The organism is Bradyrhizobium sp. WCU1, assembly GCF_053474805.1.
Genome location: NZ_CM130280.1, coordinates 3,091,981 through 3,110,331, shown reverse-complemented (window position 1 = coordinate 3,110,331; position 18,351 = coordinate 3,091,981). Strand labels below are relative to the sequence as shown.

Sequence of the window (18,351 nt, the reverse complement as noted above, 5' to 3'; positions counted from 1 at the left end):
GCACTGCCGACGTGAGGGACAATGCGCGATCGTTTCCTGACCGGTCTGATCGGGTACCCGATCGCGCATTCGGCGGCGCCTGCGATGCACGAGCAGGCCGCCGCCGCGCTCGGCGTCCGTTGCCACTATCAGCTCATCGAAGTGAAGGGCGCCGGGCATGACGATCTGCGCGCGATGCTCGACGGCATCAAGCGGCTCGGCTTTGCCGGCGTCAATGTCACTTTTCCCTACAAGGAAGCGGTGATCGACCTGCTCGATGACCTCGCGCCGGATGCGCGCGCGATCGGCGCGGTCAACGCCATCGTCGCCGATGGCGCACGTCTGGTCGGGTACAACACTGATGCATCAGGTTTCGTGCGCGCGATTGCACCGCTGCTTACCACCGTACCGCGCGGCCCGATCGCGCTGATCGGTGCCGGCGGCGTCGGCAAGGCCATCGCCTTTGCGCTGGCCATCCTCGGCGTCGGCGAACTGCGCATCTTCGACAGTGATGGGGCCAAGGTCGCGCGACTGGCCGGCCAGTTGGCCGGCCGTCATGCGGCTCGTGGCGTCGCCAGCGTCGAGGCAGCGCTCGATGGCGCGACTGGCGTCGTCAATGCTACGCCGGTCGGCATGCTGCCGAGCCGCGACACGCCGGTACCGGACGCGCTACTGCATCCGTCGATGTGGGTTGCCGACGCCGTCTACACGCCGCTCTGGACACCGCTATTGTTGGCGGCCAAGGCCAAGCGTGCCAAAGTCCTGACCGGGCGCGATCTCGCGATCTACGCCGCGGCGGACGCATTCGAATTGTTCACGAGCATGATGCCTTCGACGGACGTCATGGCAAATGCGTTCGACGCCGTGATGGCTGCGCGCTACGCGCCGCCGGCCACCTGAAACGCCGCCATCCGCTTCGAGATGGCGTCAAGGAACAGCCTAACCCGTGTCGGCATCTGGCGTCCCTGCGCGAACAATGCACAGACTGGCGCGGGATCGCTGCGCCATTCCGGCAGTACCTGCACCAGGCGGCCAGACGCGAGATCGGGCGCAACGTCGACCCAGCTCTTCATGATCAGGCCGGCGCCATCGACCGCCCAGTCATGCGCGACCTCGCCGTTGTCGCAGCGCAGTCGCGACGACACCTCGATTTCGGCGGCGCGGCCGTCGCTGTGCACCAGTCGCCAACGCGCCTGCGCACCTCTGTTGTAGAGCAGGCAATCATGCTGCGTGAGATCCTCGGGCGAGGCTGGCGTGCCGTGGCGCATGACATACGCCGGTGAAGCCGCGATGATGCGGTGATTGTCGATCAGCTTGCGCATGATCAAGTCTGAGTCACGGGGCATGCCGATGCGGATCAAGACGTCGATGCGCTCGTCGATCAGCTCGACGAGGCGGTCGGTGAGCATGAGCTCGACCGACATCTTCGGATGGGCCAGCGCGAGATCGCGGCAGACCGGGCTGACATGAGCGCGGCCGAGCGCGACCGTTGCGCTGACCCGTAGCACGCCCTGCGGCTCGACGCGGCCATGCGTCAGCGAGGCCTCCGCTTCATCGACCTCGGCGAGGATGCGCTGTGCCCGGTCGAACAGCCTTTGTCCCTCCTCGGTCAGCGCGAGGTGACGCGTGCTGCGGACGATCAGGCTGGTGTCGGTACGCCTTTCCAGCGTCGCGAGCCGTTTGCTGACAACGCTGAGCGAGATGCCCATCTCGCGCCCGGCGGCGGACAGGCTGCCGGCGGCAACGATCTTGGCGAAGGTTCGGAGCTCGGTAATGTCGTCCAGCACCGATTGTTTCCAATAAGTAGATAATATCTCCAATATCAGCAGGATAATACTCAAATCGGAAAGAGGCTAGTAGGATTTCCATCAACAAGGAGATCAGCCATGACCCACGCTTCCTCCACCCATCTGAGCCGCCGCGAGACCCTCCAGGCCGTCACCGCAGCCGGAGCCCTCGCGGCCGCGGGGCTCGGTGCCACAAGCCAGCGCGCCAACGCCGCCTCCGATACCGAGACCTCGTCCAACACAGGCGGTTTCTGGCCCAACGGCGCGCGCCTTGCGGTGAGCCTGTCGCTGATGTTCGAGGGGGGCGGTCAGCCGATCTCGGGCGCAGGCGGCGTCATTCCCGATCCAATCGAGAAAGGCGTTCCCGATCTGCCAACCAACGCGTTCTTCGCCTACGGCCACTATGAGGGCATCCCGCGCCTGCTCGATCTGATGGACAAGCACGGCATCAAGCTGTCGTCCTTCATGATCGGCAAGGCAGTCGAGACCTCGCCCGAGATCGCCCGGGAGATCGTGCGTCGCGGTCATGAGGCGGCTGCCCATGGCCGGGTCTGGAGCAACTCGTATCAGCTGCCGAAGGATCAGGAAAAGCGCTTCATCGCCGACAGCGTCGAGACGATCCAGAAGATCACGGGACAAACGCCGATCGGCTGGAACGCGTATTGGATGCGCAACTCCGTGCACATCCTGGAGACGTTGCAGGATCTCGGCTTCCTCTATCACATCGACGAGCCGAGCCATGACGAATCCTTCATCGTGCCGGTGCGCGGCAAGGATTTCGTCACCGTGCCCTACACGATGCACATGAACGACATCGTCTCCTTCCCGTTCCAGGGATGGAATCCGGCCGCTTATGAGCAGGCGCTGAAGGACGAGTTCGACCAGCTGTATGAGGAGGGCGCGAAGCGCCGGCGGATGATGGTGATCAGCCTGCACGATCGTATCTCCGGCCACGCCGGCCGTGCGCGGGTGCTCGATCGCTTCCTGTCCTACGCCAAGAGCAAGGGCGACGTCTGGTTCGCACGCAAGGACGAGATCGCCCGTTATGCGCTCGCCAATCGCGCCAATACGCCGGTGATCCAGCGCGGCGCGCCCGGCGTGACCGGTCTGCCCGGACCGACGGCCTGATCGCGGGAGGCATCGATGCTCGACCACGTCACCCTGCGTACCAAGGATCTGGAAGGCACCCGTGCCTTCCTCGAAAATCTGCTGGACGTGAAGCCGGGCTATCGCCCCGGCTTCGCCTTCCCCGGCTACTGGCTTTATGCCGACGGCGAGCCGGTGGTGCATCTGGTCCCGGGTGAGGGCACCCGCAACGATCCACGCGGCGAAACCATCGACCATGTCGGCTTCCGCCTCGAAGGCTATGAGGCCTATCGTCACAAGATCGAGGCACTCGCCATTCCCTATTCCACCATGGAGCTGCCGGAGCTCGGCGAGCGCCGGTTGTTCGTCCGCACGCCGACGGGCATCCTGCTCGAACTGGTGTTTCGCGAGCGCGAGGCCGCAACGAGGAGCAAAAACAATGCGTGATGTTCTGGCCGCCACAGCGATTGCAATGGGCGTGCTGCTCGCGGCGCCAGCACGTGCGGCCGAGGTGACGATCGACGACCTCGTCGTCGCGACCGCGGTTCCAGCGGCCGAGCGCGATGCCACTGTCGCCGTCGCGAAGGCGTTCTACCAGTTCTGGAATAGCGGCGACGAGGCTGTGCTCAAGGCCGCGATATCCGATAACTTCATCGATCACACCCTGCCGGCCGGCCGCCCGCAGGGGCCACAAGGCCCGGCTTTTGCCTCGAAGAATTTTCGTTCCGCCGTGCCGGACCTCTCGGTCGAAGTGGTCAAGATGATCGTGGCCGGTGACTACGTCACCGTGCACATGCAGTTCCGCGGTCATTTCACCGGCAGCTTCGGCACGGCCAAGGGCAGCGGCCAGCCGATCGATTTCATCGCTACCGATCTGCTCAAGGTCACCGGCGGCCGTGTTACCGACAATTGGCATATCGAGGACAACCTGACCCTGCTCTCGAAGATGGGCGTCGCCAAGCTCGCGCAATGATCGGACGGCGGTGGGCGCTTTTCTGCCGCCGCATGCATCGACCGGCCACGCTGCTCGGCTATGATGGGTGCCATCCCGCGACCTCAGAGGCATCCTCAAATGACAAAAATCAAGATCGGTCTGGCTGGCTGCGGCTTCGTCTCGGAACTGCATATGTACGCTTACCGGCGCGTCTATGGCGTCGAGGTCGAGGTAAGGGCGGTGGCGGCGCGCGGCGATCACGTCAATGCGTTCGCCCGCAAGCATCAAATTTCGAATGCCTATCGCAGCTTCGCCGAGCTGGTTGCCGACCGCGAGCTCGACGTCATCGACATCTGCACGCCGCCCAATTTGCATGCCGCGATGATTGTCGAGGCGATGCAGGCCGGCAAGCACGTGATCTGCGAAAAACCGTTCAGCGGCTATTTCGGCCGTGACGGCGACAAGGCGCCGATCGGCAAACACGTGCCAAAGGCGCTGATGTACCAGCGCGTCATGGAGGAGATGGAGCAAACCCGCGCCGCAATCGAGCGAACTGGACGGCTCTTCATGTATGCCGAGGACTGGATCTACGCGCCGGCGATCACCAAGACCGCGGAGATCATCCGCGCGACGGGCGACAAGATCCTGTTCATGAAGGGCGAGGAGAGCCATTCCGGCTCGCACGCGGCGCATGCCGCGCAATGGGCGATGACCGGCGGCGGCTCGCTGATCCGGATGGGCTGCCATCCGCTATCGGCTGTGCTCTACCTCAAGCAGGTCGAGGCGAAAGCCCGCGGCGAGACCATCGATGTCGCCAGCGTCACCTGCGACGTCGGCAATGTCACAGCCTTGCTCAAGCCGGAGGAGCGCACCTACATCAAGGCCAATCCGGTCGACGTCGAGGATTGGGGCACGCTGACCGCGACCTTCTCCGACGGCACCAAGGCGACGGTGTTCTCCGGCGACATGATCATGGGCGGCGTGCGCAATTTGATCGAGACCTACACGTCAGGGGGCTCGCTGTTTGCAAACATCACGCCGAACACGCATCTGACGAGTTACCAGACCAGCGAGGAGAAGCTCGCGAACGTCTACATCACCGAGAAGGTCGATCGAAAGACCGGCTGGCAATATATCTGCCTCGAGGAGGAATGGACCCGCGGCTATTTGCAGGAGATCCAGGACTTCATGGAGTGCGTGGCGACCGGCCGGCAGCCGCTCGCCGATCTCGCACTGGCGTTCGAGACGACCAAGGTGAACTACGCCGGCTATTGGGCCGCCGACGAGGGCAGGCGGGTGACGTTCTGACCGCGCGCAGTTCTTCCCTTCTCCCCTTGTGGGAGAAGGTGGCACGCGTAGCGCGCCGGATGAGGGGTTGCCACCGCGAGCTCAATTGTCAAAGAGTTCGCGGAGAGAAACCCCTCACCCGGCTTCGATGCTCCGCATCGAAGCCACCCTCTCCCACAAGGGGAGAGGGTGCACCGCCGCTGCCGCCGCAGTTCTCCAAGCACTACGCCCCGTACACCGATCCCTTCGGCAGCGGGAACACCGGGTCTTGCGTCCGGATATTGGTCGGCCACACCACGGTGATGCGCTCGCCGGCGTTCTGCATCACGACAGGGGTGGAGCGCTCGTTCTGGCCGGCCATCGGCGCGCCCGGCGGATAGAATTTCACGCCATAGCCCTGGATGGTGCCGCCCGGCGGGATGTCGACGTCGAGCGCGGCCTTGCGGATCGCCTCGGGATCGAAGCCGCCATATTTCTCCTTGGCGACCGGCAGAACATTGTTGAGCAGGATCCAGGTCTGGTTGAAGCCCATCGAGCAGTGCGGCGGCACTTCGGTGGCGCTGGTCTTCTCGCGATAGCGCGCGACCATGGTCTTGGTGAGATCGCCGACGCCCGGCGCCAGCTTGGCGGGATCGAGCAGCTGCGCCGGCACGGGATCGATGTTGCAGAAATTGTCGATGTCGGCGCCGAACGTCGCGCGCAACTTGTCGAGCTGGCTGTAGCCGGCGCCGGCGCCGAACAGCATCTTGAACTTCAGCCCGCTCTCGCGCGCCTGGCGCAGGAACAGCGTGATATCGGGGTTGTAGCCGGCATGCGAGATGATGTCGGCCTTGGCGCGTTTCAGCTTGGTCACCAGCACCGACAGGTCGGGCGCGGAGGCCGAATAGCCTTCCTTGAGCACCACCTGGAGCCCGGCTTCCTTGGCGAACATCTCGTCGGCGGCGGCGACACCGACGCCGTAGGGGCCGTCTTCATGGATCAGCGCGACCTTGACGTCCTTCGGCTCCATGCCGAGCCTGGCCTTGGCGTGCTCGCCGAGGAAGCCGCCGAAGGCCTGGCCGTATTGATCGGAATGGATCTGCGCGCGAAACACGTATTGCAGGTTCTTGTCCTTGAACACGGCGGTCGAGACCGCGGTCGTGATCCACAGGATGCGCTTCTGCTGCTCGACCTTGGCTGCGAGCGGCACCGCGTGCGAACTCGCGAACACGCCGTTGAGGATGTCGACCTTCTCCTGGTCGATCAGCCGGTTGGCCTCGTTGATCGCGACATCAGGCTTGCTCTGGGAATCGACATTGACCGGGGCGATCTTGTACTTGCCGCCGATGCCGCCCTTCTCGTTCACGAGATCGATCGCGATCTGGGTGCCGATCGAGGAGGCGACCGAGCCGCCGGCGGCGAACGGACCGGTGAGGTCGTAGATCACGCCGATCCGGACCGTCTCGGCCTGGGCCTGCGCGCGTGTCCAATCGAAGCTGAAAGCAGCGGCGGCAGCCGCTGAAGTCTTCAGCAGCGTCCTGCGTGAAGTCGGCATCGCGTCCTCCCCTGAATCCGCCATTTGTGTGACGGGCATTTGTTTTTTGCGGAGTATTGGGAGGGGAGGTCGGAAAGTCAACGCGATTGCGGGCGCAGTGTCTTGCGCTTTGGGAGGGGGTGAGTGTGGCTCTTTCCCTCGTCATTCCGGGGCGTGCGAAGCACGAGCCCGGAATCCATTGGGCCGCAAACCTTGCTGATGTATGGATTCCGGGGTCTCGCTTCGCGAGCCGCGGAATGACGAGGAGAAACCTACTCCATCACCGCGGCATGGTCCGGCGGCGCCGATTGCGCGCGCAGCGCGGCCTTGGTCGAGCCGATCATCAGCGCGAGCGGGATCGAGACCAGGATGAAGATCATCACCAGCTGGTAGTCGTGCGAGAACGCGATGATCTGCGACTGTGCCGCCACCATCCGGTCGGCCATCGCGCGGCCGGCATCGGTGTTGAGGTTGATCATGCCCGATACGTCGGGCATCTGCAGCGCGTGGTTGAACGGGTTGATCTGCTCGGAGAGCTTGGCGTAGATCCGCCGCCCCGCTTCAGTGAGCTGCGCGATCACGATCGAGATGCCGACCGAACTCGCGACGTTGCGCAGCAGCGTCAGCATCGAGGTGCCGTCGGTGCGCAGCTGGCCCGGCAGCGTCAGGAACGCTACCGTCGACAGCGGCACGAACACGAGGCCGAAGCCGAAGCCCTGGACGACGCTGACGATGATGATCTCGTTCGCCTGCGTCATGTCGGTCCAGCCGGTCATCTGGAACAATGATGCCGCGGTCAGCCCGAGGCCCGAGATGATCAGCGTGCGCGCCTCGATGTAACGCATCAGGCGGCCGACCAGCATCATCGCGACGAAGGTGCCGAAGCCGCGGCTCGCCAGCAGCAGGCCCGCGGTGATGATCGGGTAGCCGACCACGTTCTGCAGGTAGGGCGAGGACAGCGCCATGGTCGAATACAGCACGAGCCCCATCACCGTCATGAACACGCAGCCACCGAGGAAGTTCTTGTCCTTGAACAGCGCGAACTGGATGAACGGCCGGCTGGTGGTCAGCGAATGGGCGAAGAAATAGTAGAAGCCGATCGCCGAGACGATGAACTCGATCATGATCTCGTTGGATTCCAGCCAGCCGAGCTGCTCGCCGCGGTCGAGCGCGAGCTGCAGCGCGCCGATCGCGACCGCGAGCGCGCCGAAGCCGAACCAGTCGAAGCGCAGATTGAGGTCCTGCTTGGTCTCGTCCATGAAAATGATCAGGCCGAGCACCGTGAAGAAGCCGAACGGCAGATTGACGAAGAACACCCAGTGCCAGGAATAGGTCTCGGTCAGCCAGGCGCCGAGCGACGGTCCCATGATCGGGCCCATCATCACGCCCATGCCCCAGATCGACATCGCCTTGGCGCGCTCATGCAGCGCATAGGAGTCGAGCATCACCGCCTGCGACAGCGGCACCAGCGCCGCGCCGAACACGCCCTGCAACAGGCGGAACAGCACCATCTGGTTGATGTCCTGCGCCAGGCCGCACAGCACCGAGGCGATGGTGAAGCCGGCCGAGCAGATGATGAAGATCCGCTTGCGGCCGTAGCGGTTGGCGATCCAGCCGACCGGCGCGGTCATGATCGCGGCCGCGACGATGTAGGAGGTCAGGACCCAGTTGATCTGGTCCTGCGAGGCCGACAGCGAACCCTGCATATAGGGCAGCGCAACGTTGGCGATCGTGGTGTCGAGCGCCTGCATGATCGTCGCAGTCATCGCGCAGATCGTCACCATGTTCCGGCGCATGCCGGGCACGGCTGATGGTGACGGTGCATTCATTCAGTTCAGCCCTGTTCGCTGATTGCAGCGGGAATCCACCTCTCCCCATCGGGGAGAGGTCGCGCCGAAGGCGCGGGTGAGGGGGATCAGGTCCCACGAGAGAGCGTAACCCCTCACCCGGATTGCATCTGGCGATGCAATCCGACCTCTCCCACAAGGGGAGAGGTGGCGCGCTGGGCTTCGATCTTGCTCCATCTCAGTCCTCGTGGTCCGGGTGCGCGGCAGCCGACCGCAGTCCGAGCAGGCCCGCCAGCGTGCGGCGGTGGTTGGTGTCGATCGTCGCGTAGACGCTCATGCCGGCCTTCAGCTTCTTCACGAACGGATCGTTCTCGTCGAAATAGATCCGCACCGGCACGCGCTGCACCACCTTGACGAAATTGCCGGTGGCGTTCTGCGGCGGCAGGATCGCAAACTGCGCGCCGGTGCCGGGCGACAGCGAGCCGATCTTGCCCTTGAATTCGTGGTTCGGGAACGCGTCGACGTCGAGCGTCACCGGCTGGCCGACCGCGACATAGGTGAAATCGCTTTCCTTCGGATTGGCGTCGACCCAGGGATGATCGACGTCGATCACCGAGAACACCGGCGCGCCCGCGGTGACGAAGCGGCCGAGCTGGATCTGGTCGACCTGGGTCGCGACGCCGTCCATCGGCGCCCGCAGCACGGTGTGGTCGAGATTGCGCTGCGCGTCGTCGAGCTTGGCCTTGGCCTGGGCGTAGGGCGGGAACTTCTCGATCGGCAGCTCGACATCGCCGAGCAGCTGCGTCTTGTCCTTGGATATCTGCTGCTTGACGTATTGCGCGAGGCTCTCGGCGGTGACTTGCGCGTTGGCGGCGTTATCGAGATCGAGCTGCGAGCCGAAATTCTGCTTGGCGAGTGTCGATTTGCGATCGACGTCGCGCTTCTTCAATTCGATGCTCTGCTGGGCAAATTCCAGCATCCTGGTGTTGATCTTGATGTTGTCGACCAGGTTGTCATAGGTGGTCCTTGTCTGGTCGAGCGCCGCCTTGGCCTGGTCCACCGCGAGGCGGAACGGCACCGGATCGATCTCGAACAGCTCGTCGCCCTTCTTGACGTGCTGGCCTTCCTTGACGACGATCTTGTCGATCTTGCCGGAGATCTCCGGCGTGATCAGCACCTTCTGCGCGCCGACATAGGCGTCGTCGGTGCCGACATAGCGCCCGCCATTGAGATAGAACACGCCGCCGGCGATCACCGCAACGGTCGGCAGCACGACTAGCAGCAGCACGCGGCGATAGCGCCGCAGGCCCGCCATCAGGCGACGGTGCGGCGCGCGGCTGGCCTTGCCGGCCGGCGCAGGCTCGCCCGGATTGCCCTTCTGCTCGGGGGCCAGTTTGAGGATGGGTTCAGCCATAGCGCTGCTCTTTTCGGGAGGGCTCGCCGGCTGGGCTTTGGATGGCATTGCGAACGTTTTCCTTGATCGATTCCAATTGAGTGAGCAGGCGATGCGCGTCTGCGGGGCTGATGCCCTCGAGCGCGGTCGCGGTGAGTTCGGAGCGCAGGCCAGCGAGCTTCCCGAGCAACGGGCGCGCGGCCTTCTTCAGATAGAGGCGGTTGACGCGGCGGTCGTTCTCGTCGCTGCGGCGCTCGATCCAGCCATTGTCGCAGAGCTTGTCGATCAGCCGCGTCAATGTGATTGGCTGCATCTCCAGCAGCTCGGCGAGCTCGGTCTGCTTCAATCCCTCCTGGCGTTCCACCTTGGACAGAACGGCCCATTGCGCGCGGGTGATGCCGTAGCGCGCGGCCTCCTTGTCGGCATAGACGCGGATCAGCCGGAACAGCTCGCCCAGCGTAAACATGAACTCCGTGTCCACGGAACCGCGCATCGATCGTGCCTCCATAAGCTTGGCATATAATAAGCTTGCTTATTAATCCTGCACGTCGGGTTAACGGAGGGCTGCTCCGCATTGCACACATGGCTGCATAGCGGCGGGGTATTGGGTGGGGCCGGGCTATGGGAACGGGCGCGAAAATGCTACATATCGAGGCAATGAGCCTGGCCAAGCCGACATTTCCTGCCCCCGACCACGATCACGGCCGCTGCGCCGCGGACGCGATGGCGCATGCCGAGCAGGTCTGTGCGCGCCGTGGGCAGAAATTCACCCCGATCCGGCGTCAGGTGCTGCAGGCGCTATTGTCGAGCCATCGCCCGCTCGGCGCCTATGAGGTGATCGACGAACTGGCCAAGACAATGCCGCGGCCGGCACCGATTACCGTCTATCGGGCGCTCGACTTCCTGATGGAAAACGGTCTCGTGCATCGCATCGAGAGCCGCAACGCCTTCCTCGCCTGCGCGCACGACCATGACGAGACCTCGATGGTCGCGTTCCTGATCTGCGACCATTGCGGCTCGGTCGGCGAGATTCCGGCCGCGCCCGTCGCGCAAAGCCTGACTGCGGCGGCGCGCGCCTCGGGTTTCATCCCGAAGCTCTCGGTCGTCGAGATCGCCGGCACCTGCGCGCATTGCCAGAAGACGTGATGCGCTGATGCAATTCACGCAAACGCTGACCACGAAGGCGCTGTGCCCCCTCTCCCGCTTGCGGGGGAGGGCTGGGGTGGGGGCTCTCTCCACGAGTCGCATGGCGGAGAGAGCCCCCGCCCGCCGCTACGCGCCGACCTCGCCCGCAAGCGGGAGAGGTGAGATGACAACGAGCACCTCCTAAACAACAACACGGCAGCAAGCCGGCCTGCGAGGAAACATGTCGACCCAAGCGATCTCCGCCAGCGGCACGAGGCCCGTCAGCGTCGGGCACGGGCTGCCGCCCGGCGCCATCGCATTGATGCTGATGCTGTGCGTGAGCTGGGGCTTCAACCAGCTCGCGGTCAAGCTCGCGCTGCCCGACGTGCCGCCGATGCTGCAGGCGCTGATCCGTTCCTCGGGCGCGCTGCCGGTGATGCTGATCGTCGGCCATCTGCGCGGCGTCAAATTCTTCGAGCGCGACGGCACGCTCGTGCCCGGCATCATCGCCGGGCTGATGTTCGGCTGCGAATTCGTGCTGATCTTCACCGGCCTCGTCTTCACCTCGGCCTCGCGCGCCTCTGTCTTCCTCTACACCGCGCCGTTCTTCGTCGCGCTCGGCTCGCACCAGTTCCTCGGCGAGCGCCTCTCGACCGTGCAGTGGAGCGGGCTGGCGCTGAGCTTTGCCGGCGTCGCGCTTGCGATCGGCGTGCCGCAGCCCAATGTCGATGCCAAGGTGCTGCTCGGGGACCTGATGGTGGTCGCAGGCGGCGCGTTGTGGGCGGCGACCACGCTGGTCGCCAAGGGCACGCAGTTGCGCAAGGCCGCGCCTGAGAAGGCGCTCGGCTATCAGGTTGCAATCTCGATCCCGATCCTCGGGCTTGCCGCCTGGATCGCAGGCGAGCGCATCGAGCACGTGCCGAGCGCATTGTCGATCTCGCTGCTCGCCTATCAGGCGGTCTGGGTGGTCGGCTGCACCTTCGTGATCTGGTTTGCGATGGTGAAGACCTATTCGGCGAGCAAGCTGTCGGCCTTCACCTTCATCACCCCGCTGTTCGGCGTCGTCGCAGCCTATTTCATCATGCACGACACGCTGACCCCGGTGTTCGGCGTCGCCGCGCTGCTGGTGATCGCGGGGCTCTATCTGGTCAACAAGCCCGACCCGAAGCTGACGCCCGACCCGAACGTGCCGGCGTAACCTCTCCCGTCATTCCGGGGCTCGCGAAGCGAGAGCCCGGAATCCATTCATCCACGAACGATGCGGCCCGATGGATTCCGGGCTCGTGCTTCGCACGCCCCGGAATGACGATGAGGAAAAAGTGTCGTCCTACGATAGCTTCCCCGACATCCAAAAACACGGATGTGTGCCTCGTCAGCGCGCCCGACATTCAGTGTCGTCCTGGCGAAAGCCAGGACCCATTACCCCAAATGTCGGTTGTCGCGCGACGCTGGGGCCGCGTTCCCGTTCACAAGCAAATTCGGTGGTTATGAGTCCTGGCTTTCGCCAGGACGACGAAGGAGGAGGCACCACCCCCTCCGCTACCCCACTTCGATCGGCAGCGCCGCATCCTTCGCCCATTCGCCCATCGAGCCGTCATAGAGCGTGAGATTGTCGTAGCCGAGCCGATGCAGCTGGAAGAGGTCGATGGTCGCGGAGATGCCGCCGCCGCAATAGGCGATGACGCGCTTGTCTTTGGTGATGCCCTGCGCGGCGAAGGTTGCCTCGGCCTCTTCGAGCGGCACGAACGTCTTGTGCTTGGCGTCGATCAGCGACGCCGCCGGCACGCTGACGCTACCGGGGATGCGGCCGGGCCGGCCGTAGCGGCTCGGCTCCAGTCCCTTGTAGAATTGCGGGCCAAGCGCGTTGACGATCACGGTGTCGCTCTCGGTGGTCGCGGCGAGCACGTCGTGCTTATCGATGAATAGGCCGTCTTTCGGCCGCGCCGGAAACGTCGCTGGCGGATAGCCGCCGGCGAGCCCGGTCTCGATATCGCGTCCCTCGGCGGTCCATTTGTCGATGCCGCCGTCGAGCACCGCGGCGCCTTCGAAGCCCAGCGAACGCAGCATCCACCAGAAACGTGTCGCCCACATCGCAGTCCCGATCGAATAGAGCACGACGCGGCTGCTAGCCGAGATGCCGTGCCGGCCGAACGCCGCCTCGAGCTGCGCCGTCGGTGGCATCATGAAGCGCAGCTCGGTACGGGCATCGGAGAATTCGGCCTGCAGATCGAGGAAATTGGCGCCCGGGATGTGGCCCGCCTCGAAGGTCTGGCGGCCCGAGACGACGATATAGGGAATGTTGCTGCCGGCAGGCGCCGGCTCCAGATAGGTCGTGCAGTCGAACAGCCGCAGCTCGGGCCGGGTCAGGATCTCGGCGAGTTCCGCCGTGGTGATCAGCTCGCCATAGTCGGCCATTTTCACGTCCTCCCGATATGCCCTTAACTGGATGCTAGAGCATGACCCGAAAAAGTGGCTACCGGTTTTTCGAAAAGGTCATGCTCAAACCAAAGAAGTGCGCCGGGTCACATGAAAAGCTGTCACTTTGCCCTTTGATTCACCCCAATTCGGTCCAATATAGCCTAGGTATGCAGGACGCCGCTGCATGGCTTGCGTTTGGCCTCAATCGGCGGCATAAGCTGTTGAATTCACTCCGAAACATCACCGCTTGGCCTGCTATGCGCGAGGCCCATCGCCCCCTTGGTGAATGTCACCAAAACCTGATATTCGAGACGCCATGAACAAGCCCGAGATTTTGCCGCAAGACGACGTCGCCGGTCCCGCGCCGCGGCACCAAACCACGCAGGTCATGGTCGGCAATGTTGCCGTCGGCGGCGGTGCGCCGATCGTCGTGCAGTCGATGACCAACACCGACACCGCCGATATCGACGGCACCATCGCCCAGGTCGCCGCGCTCTCCCGCGCCGGCTCCGAGATGGTGCGCATCACCGTCGACCGCGAGGAAGCGGCAGCCGCGGTGCCGCACATCCGTGACGGCCTGCGCAAGCGCGGCATCACGACGCCCCTGATCGGTGACTTCCACTATATCGGCCACAAGCTGCTCGCCGAGTATCCGGCCTGTGCCGAGGCGCTCGACAAGTACCGCATCAATCCCGGCAATGTCGGCTTCAAGAACAAGCGCGACACCCAGTTCGCCGACATCATCGAGATCGCGAACAAGAACGACAAGCCGGTGCGCATCGGCGCCAATTGGGGCTCGCTCGACCAGGAGCTGCTCACCAAGCTGATGGACGAGAACACCGCGTCGCCGAACCCGCGCGACGCCCGCGCGGTGACGCGTGAGGCGATGGTGCAGTCGGCGCTGCTATCGGCGGCCCGCGCGCAAGAGCTCGGCATGCCGAAGAACAAGATCATCCTGTCGGCGAAGGTCTCCGCCGTGCAGGACCTGATCGCGGTCTATCAGGAAGTCGTGCGCCGCTCCGATTATGCGATCCATCTCGGCCTCACCGAAGCCGGCATGGGCTCGAAGGGCATCGTGGCGTCGTCGGCCGCGCTCGGTATCCTGCTGCAGCAGGGCATCGGCGACACCATCCGCATCTCGCTGACGCCGGAGCCAGGCGGTGACCGCACGCTGGAAGTGCAGGTCGCGCAGGAACTGCTGCAGACGATGGGCTTCCGCACCTTCGTGCCGCTGGTTGCGGCCTGCCCGGGTTGCGGCCGCACCACCTCGACCACGTTCCAGGAGCTGGCGCGCTCGATCCAGGATTTCATCCGCGACGAGATGCCGGCCTGGAAGACCAAGTATCCCGGTGTCGAGCAGCTCAACGTCGCGGTGATGGGCTGCATCGTCAACGGCCCCGGCGAATCCAAGCACGCCAATATCGGCATCTCGCTGCCCGGCACCGGCGAAGCACCGGCTGCGCCTGTGTTTGTCGACGGCAAGAAGTTCCGCACCCTGCGCGGTCCCGGCATCGCCGCCGACTTCAAGGCGCTGGTGATCGACTATATCGACCAGAAGTATGGCGCGGGCGCCAAGGTGCCGGAGCCGGCGGGCGCCGCTGAGTAGTTCATTCCGCTCGTAGCCGATCCTCGGTGTCGTCCCTGCGAAAGCAGGGACCCATAGCCACAGGCCGTCGTCGTGGCGCAAGATGCGAATTGCGAGTCTTCGCAAAACCCAGTCCCGTGGTTCCGGGTCGCGGATCTGCGCTCCGCTTCGCTGCGCTTGTCCGGGACGACAGGTATGTTTGCCGTGCGATTGCGCTTCCGTCGATGAGCGCTACCATGCTCCCCTTCAAGACCATCGGGAGACCGCCCATGAGCTCATTGTCCGGCAAGCAAGGCCCGCGCTATCGCCATCTCGCCGACCAATCCGAGCCCTATGAGACCATCGGCGTCGAGAAGCTGACGCCGATCATCGGCGCGGAGATCTCCGGTGTCGATATCGCCAGGCTGGTCGGCGACGATGCGCGCTCCAACCGCCAGATGGACGAGATCCATCGTGCGCTCGCCGAAAACCTCGTCATCTTCTTCCGCGATCAGCACATCAGCCCCGAGCAGCACCTCGCCTTCGGCCGCAAGTTCGGCGAGCTGCATGTCCATCCGGCCGCGCCGAACGAGGGCGATCCGGCGCTGATGAAAATCTATGCCGACAAGGATTCGCCGCGCGCCAATGGCGAAGGCTGGCACAGCGACGTGTCCTGCGATCTCGAGCCGCCGATGGGCTCGATCCTCTACATCAAGCAATGCCCGCCGCGCGGCGGCGACACGCTGTTCGCCAACATGTACGCCGCCTATGAGGCGCTGTCGGACCGTATGAAGGCCTATCTCGACGGGCTGACCGCGCTGCATGACGGCGAGCAGACTTATCGCGGCCTGTACGCCAATTACGGCGTCGCCGACAAGCGGGAATATCCCCGCGCCGAGCATCCGGTGGTGCGCACCCATCCGGTGACGGGAAAGAAATCGCTCTACGTCAATCGCGGCTTCACCCGCTTCATCGTCGGCATCCCGCGCGACGAGAGCGATGCGATGCTGGCCTATCTCTACCAGCACGCCGAGAACCCGCTGTTCCAGTGCCGCTTCCGCTGGACCGAGAACGCAATTGCGTTCTGGGACAACCGCTGCGCCCAGCACCGCGCGATGTGGGATTACTGGCCGCACACCCGCTCCGGCACCCGCGTGACCGTGAAGGGCGAACGGCCGGTATAAGCGCAGCACCTGCCTTACGCCGTGACGCCGACTGCGGCTGAGCTCAATGCTTCGGCCTGGCTCAAGGCTGCGCGGTATCAGGGGTAATCCTTGCGGGTCATAGTATCCGTTAGCCCCTGCGCCGTATGATGCCGGATCAGAATGGGCGATATCACCATGAGGCAGGTGATACTGAACGTGCGGACACATGAGAGCACCGTCATTCGAAATGATGTCGGGAACGCGCCTTGTGAGAGCACCGATGCGCGCGTCAAATCGGATCAAGGGCTAGTTCCTCCGAGGAGGATGCGCTCCACGGCTCCCCGATGGTTCGCAGCAGCCCTGGCGGTGACGTGTTGTCCGGATGTGCCGCGTTCCGGCGTCGCAGCGCGACCCAACGGCATCGCCAGCAATTCCCTGCAATTTGCACAAGCAAGGACAAACCGCGCGAATGACGCCGGTCCTGCCGGACAGAACAGCAATGCGGTGCGGAGGCCGGTGGAATCGAGGAGGCAAAGGCGTGATTCGAGGCGCTGCGTTGATCGAACGATCCTCGCAGCAAGGGCGAACGCGCTGACGTGATGTCGTGCAAAGGAGCTGGTCGATGAGAAGGTCTACCCGATTGCGCCTGCTGTTCCTGCTCGCAGCCGTGCCGTCGTTGCTCCCGGCGCTGCAGCCGTCGCCGACGGATGCGCGGCCGCAAAATGCCCAGCCTCACAAGGCGCGCGTGGTCCGGGCCGAGCCGCCCCAGCCGAGGCCCGAAGCCCTGGCCATGAACGCCTGGACGGTGGGTCTCGCCGGCGGCCTGCTCGAGGGCGCGCCGATCCGCCTCGCCGCGGAGATGGCCCGCGTGGTCGACGACGGCGACAATCTGCACGTCCTGCCGGTGGTGACGCGGGGGCCCGTGGAGAACCTGAACTCGCTGCTGTATCTGCGCGGCATCGACGCTGCGATCATCAATTCCGACGCGCTCGAGGAATACAAGAGCCAGGTGCCGGATATCCAGCGGCGGATCACCTACGTGCTGAACCTGTTTCCGTCCGAACTGCACATCTTCGTTCGTCCGGAGATCAAGAGCCTGAGCGACCTCGCCGGCAAGAAGGTGAACTTCAACAGCCAGGGTACGGCGGCAGCCTATTCAGGTCCGCTGATCTTCAGTCGCCTCGGCATCGACATCGACAAGACGTTCATTCCGCACCAGGTCGCGCTCGATCAGATGCGGAAGGGCGAGATGGCGGCCGTCGTGTTCATCACCTCGAAGCCGGTCGATGCCTTCGTGAAGGGCCGATTTGAAGCGGGCTTCAAGTTCCTGCCGGTCCCGTATGACAGCAAGTTCGAGGACTATTATCTGCCGTCAGCACTCGATGCGGCCGATTACCCAAATCTGATCAAGCAGGGCGATCATGTCGCCACGATCGCCGTGCCGACCGCCCTCGTCGCGTTCAATTGGGCGGCCAACACCAACCGCTTCGAGCGCGTTGCCCGTTTCGTCGATCATCTGTTCTCGCGGATCGACAAGCTGCAGGGACCCGGCTTCGATCCGAAATGGAAATCGATCAATCTCGGAGCGACCGTGCCTGGCCTCGCGCGCTTTCCCGCCGCGCAGGCGTGGCTCGATCGGCAGTCGTCGACCGCACGGGCATCGCAATGACCAGGCTTTCCGCCCCGCTTGTCGTGGCAGTCGCCGTCATCAACGGCGTTGCCCTGGCGCAAGGGGTGGAAGATGGGATGACAGATCCCATGGCACAGCTGCGCGCCTGTGCTCAGCTCGACCGCGAAGCGCGCCTGGAGTGCCTCGACAAGCTGTCGCATGCTGCTGTTCCGGCTCGCCGCGAGGTGTCGAAAACGAACAATTGGACGGTCAGCGAGACGACGTCGCCGGTCGACTATTCACCCATCGCCACTGCGACGACGTCCGATTCGGTCGATTCGTCCGTGAAACTGTCGATCCGGTGCCGTGGCGGGCGGACCGAATTGTCGTTCGCGGGACCCGCCATCTCGGGCCGCGGCGACGGCTATGCGATTTCCTACCGCATCAACGACGGTCCGCCGGTGCAGGCCGCGGCAACCGTGCCGGCGGTCGGTTCCGGCGTTGCCGTCGCCGGCGATGTGGTTCGCCTGCTGCAATCGCTTCCCGATCACGCGGTGCTTGCCGTCCACCTCTCCCGCGGTGCCGGGGTTGCCCAGGATGCAACATTCTCGCTCGCGGGGCTGGACGCGATGCGCGCGAGGATGGCCGCGGTCTGCAAATGGCCGCTCGCCGTCGCGAGGCCCGGTAATTGAGAACTTTGCCTGCCGATTTTCGAGAGGGAGAT

At 64.3% G+C, this 18,351-nt stretch carries 17 protein-coding genes; 11 read left to right on the top strand and 6 right to left on the bottom strand.

The genetic code is table 11. The features are described from left to right. Positions 1 to 21: 21 nt before the first annotated feature. A complete protein-coding gene (locus ACTUWL_RS14430; protein ID WP_021077563.1) occupies positions 22 to 879 on the top strand; it encodes a shikimate dehydrogenase in 858 nt (285 codons plus the stop codon). On the opposite strand, the gene ACTUWL_RS14425 is transcribed toward ACTUWL_RS14430, so the two are convergent. Then, positions 858 to 1,766 carry a LysR family transcriptional regulator gene (locus tag ACTUWL_RS14425; RefSeq protein ID WP_021077562.1) on the bottom strand — a complete coding sequence of 303 codons (909 nt, stop codon included), beginning with the start codon at positions 1,764 to 1,766 and terminating at the stop codon, positions 858 to 860. The two genes, ACTUWL_RS14430 and ACTUWL_RS14425, sit on opposite strands and share 22 nt — an antisense overlap. 99 nt (positions 1,767 to 1,865) lie before the next feature. Between ACTUWL_RS14425 and ACTUWL_RS14420 the strand changes: the two genes are divergently transcribed. The 4 genes from ACTUWL_RS14420 (at position 1,866) to ACTUWL_RS14405 (ending at position 5,094) form a co-directional block, all read left to right on the top strand. Next, on the top strand, positions 1,866 to 2,894 hold the full coding sequence (locus ACTUWL_RS14420; RefSeq protein WP_021077561.1) for a polysaccharide deacetylase family protein: 1,029 nt from the start codon (positions 1,866 to 1,868) through the stop codon (positions 2,892 to 2,894). Positions 2,895 to 2,909: 15 nt separating this feature from the next. After that, entirely contained in the window at positions 2,910 to 3,299 is a 390-nt protein-coding gene (locus ACTUWL_RS14415; protein ID WP_021077560.1) for a VOC family protein, read from the top strand. Then, positions 3,292 to 3,825, top strand: a complete 534-nt coding sequence (locus ACTUWL_RS14410) for an ester cyclase (RefSeq protein ID WP_021077559.1) — start codon at positions 3,292 to 3,294, stop codon at positions 3,823 to 3,825. The genes ACTUWL_RS14415 and ACTUWL_RS14410 overlap by 8 nt, the downstream gene beginning before the upstream one ends. 99 nt (positions 3,826 to 3,924) lie before the next feature. Then, a complete protein-coding gene (locus ACTUWL_RS14405) occupies positions 3,925 to 5,094 on the top strand; it encodes a Gfo/Idh/MocA family protein (protein WP_021077558.1) in 1,170 nt (389 codons plus the stop codon). 202 nt (positions 5,095 to 5,296) lie between these two features. On the opposite strand, the gene ACTUWL_RS14400 is transcribed toward ACTUWL_RS14405, so the two are convergent. From ACTUWL_RS14400 to ACTUWL_RS14385, 4 genes are all read right to left on the bottom strand, one after another. Next, positions 5,297 to 6,607, bottom strand: coding sequence for an ABC transporter substrate-binding protein (locus ACTUWL_RS14400; protein WP_021077557.1), 1,311 nt, complete (start codon positions 6,605 to 6,607; stop codon positions 5,297 to 5,299). A 251-nt stretch (positions 6,608 to 6,858) separates the two neighbouring features. Further along, positions 6,859 to 8,382 carry an MDR family MFS transporter gene (locus tag ACTUWL_RS14395; protein ID WP_291735211.1) on the bottom strand — a complete coding sequence of 508 codons (1,524 nt, stop codon included), beginning with the start codon at positions 8,380 to 8,382 and terminating at the stop codon, positions 6,859 to 6,861. 229 nt (positions 8,383 to 8,611) lie between these two features. Continuing rightward, positions 8,612 to 9,787: an HlyD family secretion protein gene (locus tag ACTUWL_RS14390; protein ID WP_035650507.1), complete on the bottom strand. Its 1,176-nt coding sequence runs from the start codon at positions 9,785 to 9,787 to the stop codon at positions 8,612 to 8,614. Beyond that, complete coding sequence (locus ACTUWL_RS14385) at positions 9,780 to 10,259, bottom strand: MarR family winged helix-turn-helix transcriptional regulator (protein WP_021077554.1); 480 nt, start codon at positions 10,257 to 10,259, stop codon at positions 9,780 to 9,782. The genes ACTUWL_RS14390 and ACTUWL_RS14385 overlap by 8 nt, the downstream gene beginning before the upstream one ends. A 164-nt stretch (positions 10,260 to 10,423) precedes the next feature. On the opposite strand from ACTUWL_RS14385, the gene ACTUWL_RS14380 reads away from it, so the two are divergent. Beyond that, entirely contained in the window at positions 10,424 to 10,912 is a 489-nt protein-coding gene (locus ACTUWL_RS14380; RefSeq protein WP_026191999.1) for a Fur family transcriptional regulator, read from the top strand. Between the two features lie 220 nt (positions 10,913 to 11,132). Next, positions 11,133 to 12,089 (top strand): DMT family transporter, encoded by a 957-nt coding sequence (locus tag ACTUWL_RS14375; RefSeq protein WP_021077552.1) that lies wholly within the window; start codon positions 11,133 to 11,135, stop codon positions 12,087 to 12,089. Positions 12,090 to 12,430: 341 nt separating this feature from the next. Here ACTUWL_RS14375 and ACTUWL_RS14370 read toward each other — a convergent pair whose 3' ends face one another. After that, positions 12,431 to 13,306: a sulfurtransferase gene (locus ACTUWL_RS14370; protein ID WP_021077551.1), complete on the bottom strand. Its 876-nt coding sequence runs from the start codon at positions 13,304 to 13,306 to the stop codon at positions 12,431 to 12,433. Positions 13,307 to 13,625: 319 nt separating this feature from the next. Between ACTUWL_RS14370 and ispG the strand changes: the two genes are divergently transcribed. From ispG to ACTUWL_RS14350, 4 genes are all read left to right on the top strand, one after another. Continuing rightward, positions 13,626 to 14,915, top strand: a complete 1,290-nt coding sequence (gene ispG, locus ACTUWL_RS14365) for a flavodoxin-dependent (E)-4-hydroxy-3-methylbut-2-enyl-diphosphate synthase (RefSeq protein WP_021077550.1) — start codon at positions 13,626 to 13,628, stop codon at positions 14,913 to 14,915. A gap of 248 nt (positions 14,916 to 15,163) precedes the next feature. Beyond that, positions 15,164 to 16,057 carry a TauD/TfdA dioxygenase family protein gene (locus ACTUWL_RS14360; RefSeq protein ID WP_021077549.1) on the top strand — a complete coding sequence of 298 codons (894 nt, stop codon included), beginning with the start codon at positions 15,164 to 15,166 and terminating at the stop codon, positions 16,055 to 16,057. A 583-nt stretch (positions 16,058 to 16,640) separates the two neighbouring features. Further along, positions 16,641 to 17,687: a TAXI family TRAP transporter solute-binding subunit gene (locus ACTUWL_RS14355; RefSeq protein ID WP_021077548.1), complete on the top strand. Its 1,047-nt coding sequence runs from the start codon at positions 16,641 to 16,643 to the stop codon at positions 17,685 to 17,687. Continuing rightward, complete coding sequence (locus ACTUWL_RS14350) at positions 17,684 to 18,319, top strand: hypothetical protein (protein ID WP_021077547.1); 636 nt, start codon at positions 17,684 to 17,686, stop codon at positions 18,317 to 18,319. Before ACTUWL_RS14355 ends, ACTUWL_RS14350 begins: the two co-directional genes overlap by 4 nt. Positions 18,320 to 18,351 lie beyond the last annotated feature (32 nt).

Bases quoted from the DNA above. Each gene is read 5' to 3' on its own strand.
- ACTUWL_RS14430 (WP_021077563.1), top strand. From the start codon at position 22: ATGCGCGATCGTTTCCTGACCGGTCTGATCGGGTACCCGATCGCGCAT.
- ACTUWL_RS14420 (WP_021077561.1), top strand. From the start codon at position 1,866: ATGACCCACGCTTCCTCCACCCATCTGAGCCGCCGCGAGACCCTCCAG.
- ACTUWL_RS14415 (WP_021077560.1), top strand. From the start codon at position 2,910: ATGCTCGACCACGTCACCCTGCGTACCAAGGATCTGGAAGGCACCCGT.
- ACTUWL_RS14410 (WP_021077559.1), top strand. From the start codon at position 3,292: ATGCGTGATGTTCTGGCCGCCACAGCGATTGCAATGGGCGTGCTGCTC.
- ACTUWL_RS14405 (WP_021077558.1), top strand. From the start codon at position 3,925: ATGACAAAAATCAAGATCGGTCTGGCTGGCTGCGGCTTCGTCTCGGAA.
- ACTUWL_RS14400 (WP_021077557.1), bottom strand. From the start codon at position 6,607: ATGCCGACTTCACGCAGGACGCTGCTGAAGACTTCAGCGGCTGCCGCC.
- ACTUWL_RS14395 (WP_291735211.1), bottom strand. From the start codon at position 8,382: ATGCGCCGGAACATGGTGACGATCTGCGCGATGACTGCGACGATCATG.
- ACTUWL_RS14390 (WP_035650507.1), bottom strand. From the start codon at position 9,787: ATGGCTGAACCCATCCTCAAACTGGCCCCCGAGCAGAAGGGCAATCCG.
- ACTUWL_RS14385 (WP_021077554.1), bottom strand. From the start codon at position 10,259: ATGCGCGGTTCCGTGGACACGGAGTTCATGTTTACGCTGGGCGAGCTG.
- ACTUWL_RS14380 (WP_026191999.1), top strand. From the start codon at position 10,424: ATGAGCCTGGCCAAGCCGACATTTCCTGCCCCCGACCACGATCACGGC.
- ACTUWL_RS14375 (WP_021077552.1), top strand. From the start codon at position 11,133: ATGTCGACCCAAGCGATCTCCGCCAGCGGCACGAGGCCCGTCAGCGTC.
- ACTUWL_RS14370 (WP_021077551.1), bottom strand. From the start codon at position 13,306: ATGGCCGACTATGGCGAGCTGATCACCACGGCGGAACTCGCCGAGATC.
- ispG (WP_021077550.1), top strand. From the start codon at position 13,626: ATGAACAAGCCCGAGATTTTGCCGCAAGACGACGTCGCCGGTCCCGCG.
- ACTUWL_RS14360 (WP_021077549.1), top strand. From the start codon at position 15,164: ATGAGCTCATTGTCCGGCAAGCAAGGCCCGCGCTATCGCCATCTCGCC.
- ACTUWL_RS14355 (WP_021077548.1), top strand. From the start codon at position 16,641: ATGAGAAGGTCTACCCGATTGCGCCTGCTGTTCCTGCTCGCAGCCGTG.
- ACTUWL_RS14350 (WP_021077547.1), top strand. From the start codon at position 17,684: ATGACCAGGCTTTCCGCCCCGCTTGTCGTGGCAGTCGCCGTCATCAAC.